Source organism: Candidatus Margulisiibacteriota bacterium, from assembly GCA_031268855.1.
Lineage (GTDB): Bacteria > Margulisbacteria > Termititenacia > Termititenacales > Termititenacaceae > Termititenax.
Genome location: JAIRWS010000031.1, coordinates 1 through 7,391 on the forward strand (window position 1 = coordinate 1; position 7,391 = coordinate 7,391).

Annotated in this window: 10 protein-coding genes; 5 read left to right on the top strand and 5 right to left on the bottom strand. The window is 47.4% G+C overall.

From position 1 onward, the window contains the following. On the top strand, positions 1-341 hold a 341-nt coding region (locus LBJ25_01880; GenBank protein MDR1452713.1), incomplete at its 5' end, for a hypothetical protein. A gap of 87 nt (positions 342-428) precedes the next feature. Here the strand turns inward: LBJ25_01880 and LBJ25_01885 are convergent. The 5 genes from LBJ25_01885 to LBJ25_01905 form a co-directional block, all read right to left on the bottom strand. Beyond that, positions 429-3,851 (bottom strand): DNA polymerase III subunit alpha, encoded by a 3,423-nt coding sequence (locus LBJ25_01885; GenBank protein ID MDR1452714.1) that lies wholly within the window; start codon positions 3,849-3,851, stop codon positions 429-431. A 21-nt stretch (positions 3,852-3,872) separates the two neighbouring features. Next, positions 3,873-4,241, bottom strand: a complete 369-nt coding sequence (locus tag LBJ25_01890) for a YraN family protein (protein ID MDR1452715.1) — start codon at positions 4,239-4,241, stop codon at positions 3,873-3,875. 260 nt (positions 4,242-4,501) lie between these two features. Continuing rightward, a complete protein-coding gene (locus LBJ25_01895) occupies positions 4,502-4,804 on the bottom strand; it encodes a nucleotidyltransferase domain-containing protein (protein MDR1452716.1) in 303 nt (100 codons plus the stop codon). Further along, the gene (locus tag LBJ25_01900; GenBank protein MDR1452717.1) at positions 4,801-4,989 is read right to left on the bottom strand and encodes a nucleotidyltransferase substrate binding protein; all 189 of its coding nucleotides are present in this window, start codon (positions 4,987-4,989) and stop codon (positions 4,801-4,803) included. The genes LBJ25_01895 and LBJ25_01900 overlap by 4 nt, the downstream gene beginning before the upstream one ends. 202 nt (positions 4,990-5,191) lie before the next feature. Further along, positions 5,192-5,389: a helix-turn-helix transcriptional regulator gene (locus tag LBJ25_01905; GenBank protein MDR1452718.1), complete on the bottom strand. Its 198-nt coding sequence runs from the start codon at positions 5,387-5,389 to the stop codon at positions 5,192-5,194. A 92-nt stretch (positions 5,390-5,481) separates the two neighbouring features. Between LBJ25_01905 and LBJ25_01910 the strand changes: the two genes are divergently transcribed. From LBJ25_01910 to LBJ25_01925, 4 genes are all read left to right on the top strand, one after another. Then, positions 5,482-6,369 carry a hypothetical protein gene (locus LBJ25_01910; GenBank protein ID MDR1452719.1) on the top strand — a complete coding sequence of 296 codons (888 nt, stop codon included), beginning with the start codon at positions 5,482-5,484 and terminating at the stop codon, positions 6,367-6,369. Continuing rightward, positions 6,366-6,542 (top strand): hypothetical protein, encoded by a 177-nt coding sequence (locus LBJ25_01915; GenBank protein ID MDR1452720.1) that lies wholly within the window; start codon positions 6,366-6,368, stop codon positions 6,540-6,542. The genes LBJ25_01910 and LBJ25_01915 overlap by 4 nt, the downstream gene beginning before the upstream one ends. A gap of 45 nt (positions 6,543-6,587) precedes the next feature. Further along, a complete protein-coding gene (locus LBJ25_01920) occupies positions 6,588-7,121 on the top strand; it encodes a hypothetical protein (GenBank protein ID MDR1452721.1) in 534 nt (177 codons plus the stop codon). A gap of 4 nt (positions 7,122-7,125) precedes the next feature. Next, the coding region (locus tag LBJ25_01925) for a pyridoxamine 5'-phosphate oxidase family protein (GenBank protein ID MDR1452722.1) at positions 7,126-7,391 on the top strand (266 nt) is incomplete at its 3' end.

Genomic DNA, 7,391 nt, shown 5'->3' on the forward strand with positions numbered 1-7,391 from the left:
TCTGCCCGATTTGCGGGAAAGTGCATCCGCGGAGAGAGGACTTGGGTATCAAGGCTAGCAGAGAGGAAGTGGAGAGTTTGATCTTAATAAACAACCGGATCGACGTGGCGGCGCAGGCTGCGCAGCCAGCGGCATTGCGGCAGGGAGTAACGGCGGAGCAGGTGCAGGTGTTCGTGAACGCGGCGCTGAATGCCAGAGCGGAAGCCATGAATCTACAGAGACAATGGTGGAATGAAATATTCGCCAAGTATCCGCAGCTGCCGAAAGACAAGAATGTCTTTGTGGATTTTGATACGTGTGACTTTTACCTGAACTTAACAAGCGATAGCGAAGTTAAGTGAAGGCAACAAGCGCGCAGCGCGACGTTCTAGTGCGGATAGGGCGGTAGAAAGCGAAGCAAGGTACGGCCGCTAAACGCAAGCAAAAAATCAATTTATCCAGCTATTCCCGCTGCCGACAATGGCGTCAACTTTTTGTTTAAAATCCGTATTGGGGTCGATGCAAAAATCAGCGGGCAGGCGCAGGTTTTTCCGGCCGTCCTGCAGAATGACTGGCGTGCCGCCGCGGAACATTTTGATTACGGATTTTAACTCGGCCATAGTTGATTTGTTTTGCACGGCTTCAATATTAATGTAAAAATCATGGCTGGGATTTTGCGCGCCGGCGGTTTTGACCGGCTGCGCGTCGCGCACCGAGAGCTGAAAACTTTCCTCATCGCGCCCCTGCAGCAGCGTGCCATTGATTGTAACAATGGTGTCGTCGGTGAAAATATCCTGCAGGTCTGCATAAGCTCTGGGAAAACATACCAGTTCCAGGCTGCCGGTCAGGTCTTCCAGCTCACCGCTGGCCATAGCGTCTCCTTTTTTGGTGCGTTTTGGCGTAATGTTTTTTAAGATGCCAAGGATCTTGACTTCCGAGTCCAGCGGCTTTTTACCGGCTTCCTGAATTGTCAAACAGCCGAAATGTTTAAGTTCGCCGATGTGTTTGAGCGGATGATCAGACACGTACACGCCAAGAGCGTCTTTTTCCAGCCGCAGTTTTTCGGCCGGCAAATACTCCGGCACGAGCGGCCAATTGTCCGGACTGTTTTTGAAATCCGGCGCGCCAAAAAGCGAGAACTGTCCGCTGGCCTGATTGTTTTTTTGATTAATCACGTGAGTGAGAATTTTGGCATAACCTTCCAGCATGGCTCTGCGCTGGCCAAAAGTATCCAGCGCGCCGGCATAGATCAGCGCTTCGATCGAGCGTTTGTTCAAGATTTTGCTGTCCACCCGCGCGCAAAGATCGGTAAATGAGGCAAAGACGCCGTTCCGCGCGCGCTCCTTGACGATAGCTTCCGCCGCCGCCGCGCCGAAATTTTTGATCGCGCTCAAACCGAAACGGATAGTGCCTTTGACCGGCGTAAAATTAATGTCCGACTCGTTGATGTCCGGCGGCAGGACCGCGATGCCCATTTCCGCGCAGGCGTTGATGTATTCGGCGATCGTTTTCTGGCTGTCAATAGAGCTGAGCAGGGCGGCCATGAACTCCACCGGATAATAGGCTTTCAGCCAGGCTGTGCGGTACGAGACTATCGAGTAAGCCGCGCTGTGCGATTTGTTGAAGCCGTATTCCGCAAATCCGGCGCAGATGTCATAAATATTTTCCGCGTCTTTTTTGGCGAAGCCTTTGGCCAGCGCGCCGGCGATAAATTTCTCGCGCATCTTGTCCATGATCGCCTGTTTTTTCTTGCCCATTGCTTTGCGCAGCGTGTCAGCTTCGCTCAAGGAAAATCCGCCGATCTCCTGCGCGATCTGCATGACCTGTTCTTGATAAATTATCAGGCCGTAAGTTTCCTGCAGATAAGGTTTGAGCTGCTGGTCAAATTTATAATAAGATACATCTTCCTGACCGTGTTTGCGCCGGATAAAAGAATCCACGAACTGCATCGGCCCCGGACGATCCATCGCTTCCAGCGCGATAATGTCCTCGATAGTGGTCGGCTGCAAACGCTGGATCATGCTGGTCATGTGCAGCTCTTCGCATTGGAAAATTCCGGCAGTATCGCCTTTTTGAAACACGGCAAAAACTTTGGGGTCGTCGAGGGGAATATTTTCGATGCCGGGACGCACGCCGTGATTTTTGGCGATCAGGTCGAGACAATCGTTGATCATGGTCAGATTGCGCAGTCCCAGCAAGTCCATTTTCAGCAGACCCAGTTCATCGATATCGTCTTTGGCGTACTGCGTCAGTATCGCGCCGTCTTTGTCTTTGTACAGCGGCACGATCTCGGTCAGGGGCAGCGCGGAGATCACCACGCCCGCGGCATGCATGCCTGTCCCGCGCGAGAAACCTTCCGCCCGCCGCGCCATATCGAGGTGTTTACGGACTGCTGGATTATCGTTGTACAGTTTCCCCAAATCTTTGTTGTGAAAATCCTGCTTCTTGGGATCGTCGCTCCGGCGTAGCGTGTCGTCGATAGTGACGCCGGGTTTTTTGCTGAACATTTTGCTGATCTTATTGACTTCGGCCAGCGGCACGCTACTGACCCGCCCTACGTCTTTGACCGCCGCTTTAGCCGCCAGTTTGCTAAAGGTGGCGATCTGCGCGACCCGGTCTAGGCCGTATTTCTGACGGATATAGTCGATGACTTCACCGCGCCGGCGGATGCAAATATCGATGTCGATGTCGGGCATGTTGATGCGCTGGTCGGTCAAAAAACGCTCGAACAGCAGTTTATATTTCAAAGGGTCGAGCGTGGTAATGTCCAGCGCGTAAGAAACTATCGAGCCAGCTGCCGAGCCACGCCCCGGCCCGATAATAATGTCCTGCTCTTTCGCCCATTTAATAAAATCTGAGACGATTAAAAAGTAGCCGCAAAAACCGGTCTTGGTGATGACCTCCAATTCGTGTTCATAACGCTGTTTGATTTCCTCGGAAAAATTTTCCCCGTAACGGCGGCGGATACCTTCCTCGACCAGCTTGCGCAAATAACTTGCTTCATCATAGCCTTCCGGCACGGCAAATTTGGGAATATGCTGGGTTTTATTGTCGAAATCAAAATCGATTTTCTCGGCGATGCGCAGAGTGTTTTCTAAATATTCCGGATGCGCGGGAAAAAGCTCCTGCATTTCCGCCAGATTTTTGTAATAAGTTTCGGGGTGCGCTTTCAGGCGGTCGCTGTCGGTCAGTAGTTTGTTTTGCGAAACGCACAGCAAGATATCCTGGATCAGAGCGTCGCCGTTGTCGGTGAAATGGCTATCATTGGTGGCGACGATGGGGATATTTAATTCTTGAGCGATCTGCTGCAGTCCGGCTAGCGCCTGTTTTTGTTCGGGCATGCCGTGGTTTTGGGTTTCGAGATAGTAGTCGTCGCCAAAAAGATTTTTGTAGCGCCGCGCCGCTTCCAGCGCTTCGCTGTAGCGATTGTTTAAAAGCATTTCCGGCACTTCGCCGGCGATGCAGGCGGACAGGCAGATCAGCCCTGAGTGGTATTTTTCCAGCAAATCCCAATCAATGCGCGGGCGGTAATAAAAACCGTCGATACTGGCCAGCGAAACCATTTTGATCAGATTGCGGTAGCCAGTCTCATTTTTGACCAGCAAAATCAAATGGTAGTTGGCCGCGTCGAGTTTGGTCTCTTTTTGATGCAGGCTGCGCGCCGCGACATAAGTTTCACAGCCGATGATCGGCTTGACGCCTTGCTTTTTGCACTCTTTCCAAAAAAGATAAACGCCGTGCATGGTGCCGTGGTCGGTGATGGCCGCCGCTGGAAAACCGTAAGTTTTGGCGCGCGTGACAATATCCTCAATGCGCGAAGCCCCGTCGAGCAGCGAATATTCCGTGTGCGTATGCAGATGAACAAAACTCATTTAGTTTTTCCTATTATTAGATTAACTTCTAAAAGCGTCTTTTATTAACTCGATGTTTTGCACAGCGTTGTTCGGGCTGAAAGAAATCAAAACCGCGTCAAACCGCACATAACTATCATTCAATTTATTGGCCTGCAGATAATGCCGCGCGGTGCGGATAATCCTTTTTTGTTTGGCCGGATCGACCGCCGCCCGCAGATCGCGCAGGGAATTCTCTTTATAATACTTTACCTCGACAAAGGCAAGGACATTTTTGTCCGGCAGTTTTTCCGCAGTGACAAGGTCGATTTCACCGCCGCGGCAGGCATAATTTTTGGCGAGTATTTGATAGCCCTGGGATAACAAAAAATCCACGGCAATTTTTTCGCCTTTGGCGCCGACGATACGCATAACAGAGTAATTATAACAAATTTAGCGGCCGCTGGAGAATAATTTGGCTAGAAAAGTCTTTAATATTTTTCCGCAGGGCTTTGGCGATTTTTAGCAATATCGAACCGCGGTCTTATGCGCTGATTTTTATCCGTAAATGTTATGCGTAGGCGCCAGGTAAATACCCGACGGCACGCCGGAAGCGCTAGAGCTTGGTTTGCGTGAATGGCTTAATGGCGGGATGGGGTGAAAGGATAGGCGCGCTGGATACAGACATTGGGCTAATTAAACCGCACTAAATCTTTTTTTATAATCGATTGAAATTCCGGCGATATATTGTTCAAATCCACAACATCAACTTTATAGGGCAATAAAGAATTATCAAAATCTATGCTCAATCGCAGTAAAGTTCTGGGCGGCAACGGCTGTCCGAAATTGTCTACGGCAATATCCAAATCGGAATATTGGCGTGCCTTGCCGGTGGCTCGGGAGCCAAAAATATAAACAGCGGCGTCTCGAAAATCTGAATTAGCCAAAATTTTTCTAATCAAAAGCAGGTGGTTTTCTTCTATAGTAATACTCATAGCTCTGTAAGTTTTTGCTGTAATTGCTCCAGCAAGAACTCCGCCTCTCGAAGAAATTCCGGAACCACTGAAATAACCAAATTAGCTTTTGTTTCAGCATATGTATGGCTGGTCATATTTCTGATCTTTCTGTACTCTTCCCATTTGCCCAGATCATTCAACAACAACCCCTTTTCATTGGACAATCTAAATTAAATTCCGTTACGGCCTCTTGCAGTGTTTTGACCGCTTGGGTAAAAGAAGATAAATTAAGTTTCATTGTTTAATTATAACACTGAAACATTAAGAAACTCACAGTATCAAATCCCCAAATCCGCTTTTTTGAACAACGCGTCCATTTGAAAACCGGCCTGGGCGATGTTTTCTGCCCCACAAAACGCCGGACGCCTAATGAAAAAAATCCCCGATATCTTTGTTCAGCGCTTTGGCGATTTTTAACAGAGTGATGATAGTTGGTAGGCGTGTGCCGTCCTCGATATTCTGGATGTAGCGCAGACTCAGGTCTACTTTATCTGCCAGTTTTTCCTGGGTTAAGCCGGCTGATTTGCGGAAACGCTTGGTGTTCTTACCGATATTTATTTCCATCTTTACCTCGCTGCTTGCAATCTTAACTATGGTGAGTTATAATTCTTACGTGCAATAAGCACGTAAGAGCAAAAATCAAAGGGGGTATTTTTATGGCAAACGCTTACACAGATAATTACGACGGTATAGCAACAGGGCAACCGCTGTCAGCGCAAAAAATGACAAACGCGCTTAATACCAAAGAAAAGGTGGCGAATAAAAAGGATACTTTAAGCGGCAGTTCAACGGAGTATCCGTCGTCAAAAGCGGTCTACGATAGCCTGAATGAAAAAGACAGCGGCGCGGTGCACAAAGCCGGAGCGGAAACAATAACCGGAGCTAAAACTTTCGGTGGCGCTGTTAGCTTTGCCGATCCTAAATTCAGCACGGCGAAAACAACTGATGCAGCCAATGACGGTACAAAGATCGCTACAGAGGCGCAAGTCTATAAAGTCGCGCAAGCTGCGGATATTTTGCCAGTGGGCACAATACTGGCTATGGCTGCGTCCAGCTGGATAAACGCCGGCGCGACCTTTAAAAGTAAATGGAGAGTCTGCGACGGCACGGGCGGCACGCCGAATTTGACCGGCCAGTTTCTACGCGGCGGGACAGCCAGCGATGCCGTGACCGGTGGCGCGGACAGCGTAACACTGACCGAAAATCATATACCACAACATACGCACGGAAAAGGAACATTGGCTGCTGGTGGCACCGACGGCCTGCATACTCATGATGCGACAAGCACCTTTCATTGGTATGATGGTAACAGTTCTTCGACGCCACATTATGTGATGGATACAGATCCCGGCAGTGATATACAAAGAACGGTACATGGAGCAACAAGCAGGGTTATTGATACGGTGGTCAATAACACTAATTCTGGTCATGGACATTCCGTTTCTGGAAACACAGACAGTTATGGCAGAAACAGCGCCACAATTACCGCTATCCCGACCGTGCCCAGTTATTACACGGTAATTTACATTATAAAATTGGCTTGAATCTGACGGCGCAAAACCTATTTATTTTGATAAAACTAAAGGGTATCACCGAACAAAATTTTGGCGTAGACATTCAGGTGCGCCACTTGTTTTTTACAAGTCGTTTAGGCACAGGTTTGTTTTTAGGCATAACACCAGAGATAGGCGCGGATTTTATTCCAAAAATAGTCTAAAATGTGTTCAGACAAAGAACCAGAGTGAATCTGCGGAGAAACAAAATGCGGTTGCAAACAGAATTAAGCAAGAATGACTATTTGCAATATCAATTATATATGGCCTCGAAAAGAAAAAGCACCCGGAAAGAAAGAATTAAAAGTCAAATATTGGTCTCATTGTTTTTATGTATTACAGGGTTTTTATTAGCCAGTGTTAATAGAAACAAAAATTACCTTATTGCCTTTGGCCTTGCCTCAATAATAAGCTTTATCGTATATCCGTTTCTTTTACGTTCCTTTTATAAAAGGCATTTTGCAAATTTCATCAATGAAAATTATGGCAACAAAACTGGCAGACCGGAAATACTGGAAATAAAAAATGGCTGTATTTTGTTAAAAGACAATAAGTCAGAAACAAAATTAAAGATAAAAGAAATCCAGGAAATTGTCGAGATCAGCACGAACTACTTTATAATGATCGACAGTACAGCGGCTATAATTTTAACAAAAAACAAGGCGACCAGCGATTTTATAAACAACTTGCATGAAAAGCATAATCTAAAATACAGCAGTGAATTAAATTGGCGCTGGAAATAATCAGATGCGCAATCCGGCGGAAACTATCGGCAATTTAATTGAAAAACAGGGAATTAGTTTTATAAGCTCTGTCGATGAAAACGGTTATCCCAATACCAAAGCCATGCTGCCGCCGGTTCAGCGCGAAGGCATCAAAACATTTTATTGGCATACGAACAGTTCTTCCCTGAGGATAAAGCATTATCGGAAAAATCCCAAAGCCTGCATATATTTTTACGACAAGCGGTTTTTTCGCGGAGTAATGCTGAAAGGGGCAATGGAAATTTTGGA

Coding starts and splice junctions, on each gene's coding strand:
- LBJ25_01920 (MDR1452721.1), top strand. CDS start 6,588: ATGCGGTTGCAAACAGAATTAAGCAAGAATGACTATTTGCAATATCAA.
- LBJ25_01890 (MDR1452715.1), bottom strand. CDS start 4,241: ATGCGTATCGTCGGCGCCAAAGGCGAAAAAATTGCCGTGGATTTTTTG.
- LBJ25_01905 (MDR1452718.1), bottom strand. CDS start 5,389: ATGGAAATAAATATCGGTAAGAACACCAAGCGTTTCCGCAAATCAGCC.
- LBJ25_01910 (MDR1452719.1), top strand. CDS start 5,482: ATGGCAAACGCTTACACAGATAATTACGACGGTATAGCAACAGGGCAA.
- LBJ25_01885 (MDR1452714.1), bottom strand. CDS start 3,851: ATGAGTTTTGTTCATCTGCATACGCACACGGAATATTCGCTGCTCGAC.
- LBJ25_01895 (MDR1452716.1), bottom strand. CDS start 4,804: ATGAGTATTACTATAGAAGAAAACCACCTGCTTTTGATTAGAAAAATT.